This is a genomic window from Roseovarius halophilus (ex Wu et al. 2025) (genome assembly GCF_047086965.1).
The window spans coordinates 1-1168 of record NZ_JBKOTX010000483.1 but is presented as its reverse complement, the minus strand read 5'-3'; the positions used below and the strand labels follow the sequence as shown (position 1 = coordinate 1168).

Genomic DNA, 1168 nt, shown 5'->3' with positions numbered 1-1168 from the left:
CCGTGCCCGCGACGGCCACCGCGGCCCGCGCGACGCCGGCCCATGTCACCCAGCAGATCGCCGTCAGCGTCTCCGTCGCCCGGGGCGGCGAGACCGAGGTGCGGCTCAACCCCGAGGATCTGGGCCGGGTGAGGCTGGCGCTGTCGGGGGCTGAGGGCACGCTGACGGTCACGATCAGCGCCGAACGGCCCGAGACCGCCGACCTCTTGCGCCGCCATATCGACAGCCTCGCCCGCGAATTTGCGGCGCTGGGCTATGGCGATGTCGGGTTCCACTTCGAGGGCGAGAGCCGCGAGGACCGCGCGCAGGACCGCCCCGGCGGACAGGGCGGCAGCGCCCCTGACCCGGCCCCGACCGAAGAGACAGACCCGAAGCCGCCGCGCCGCACCCTCGTCATCGGGGGCGGCCTCGACCTCAAGTTATTTGACCAACGCCATGGAAATCGCGCAGACGCCCCCCAGACCGCCACCGCCGGCCGGCAGGGCACCGACTCCGGAAAGACCGAAACCCCCGAGACGGTGATCAGTTCGGATTTTGAGACATTCCTCAAGATGCTGACCGTCCAGATGGAAAACCAGGACCCTTTGAACCCCACCGAGTCCGAGAAATTCGCGACCCAGCTGGCCACCTTCTCGGGCGTGGAACAACAAGTCCTGACCAATGACCTGCTGGAGTCCATGATCGGCCGGATGGGGGCCTCGGATATGGCGCAGATGGCCGCCTGGGTGGGGCGCGAGGCGCGCGCCCCCGTGCCGGGAATGTTCGACGGCGCGCCGATCACCGTCGCCCCCGATCCAGCGGCGGCGGCTGATCGTGCCGAACTGGTCGTGACCGACGCGCAGGGCGCCGAGGTGCAGCGCCTGGACATCCCCGTCTCGGGCGGTGTTTTCGACTGGCAGGGGCGGACGGCGGATGGCACGCCGCTACCGCCTGGCCACTACGGGTTTAACGTGGTCAGCTATGCTGGGCAGGAGGTCCTGGCCGATGACCCCGCGGAAGTCTACGCCCGTGTCACCGAGGTCCGCGCCGAGGACGGTGAGACACGCCTGATGCTGGAAGGCGGTGCCGGGGTTCCGGCCACGCAGGTCAGTGCCCTGCGCGAGGCGGGCCTATAACAGCGCGACCAGGGCCACGGCGCCCGCGCCGATCGCGCCCCCGGCCACGGCCC

General features: G+C 70.5%; 1 protein-coding gene. It reads left to right on the top strand.

All coding sequences use genetic code 11. The features are described 5' to 3' along the window. Positions 1 to 1115 (top strand): flagellar hook capping FlgD N-terminal domain-containing protein (locus ACH107_RS32990; protein ID WP_412509810.1); only part of this gene is annotated, 1115 nt, incomplete at its 5' end. Between the last annotated feature and the right edge of the window lie 53 nt (positions 1116 to 1168).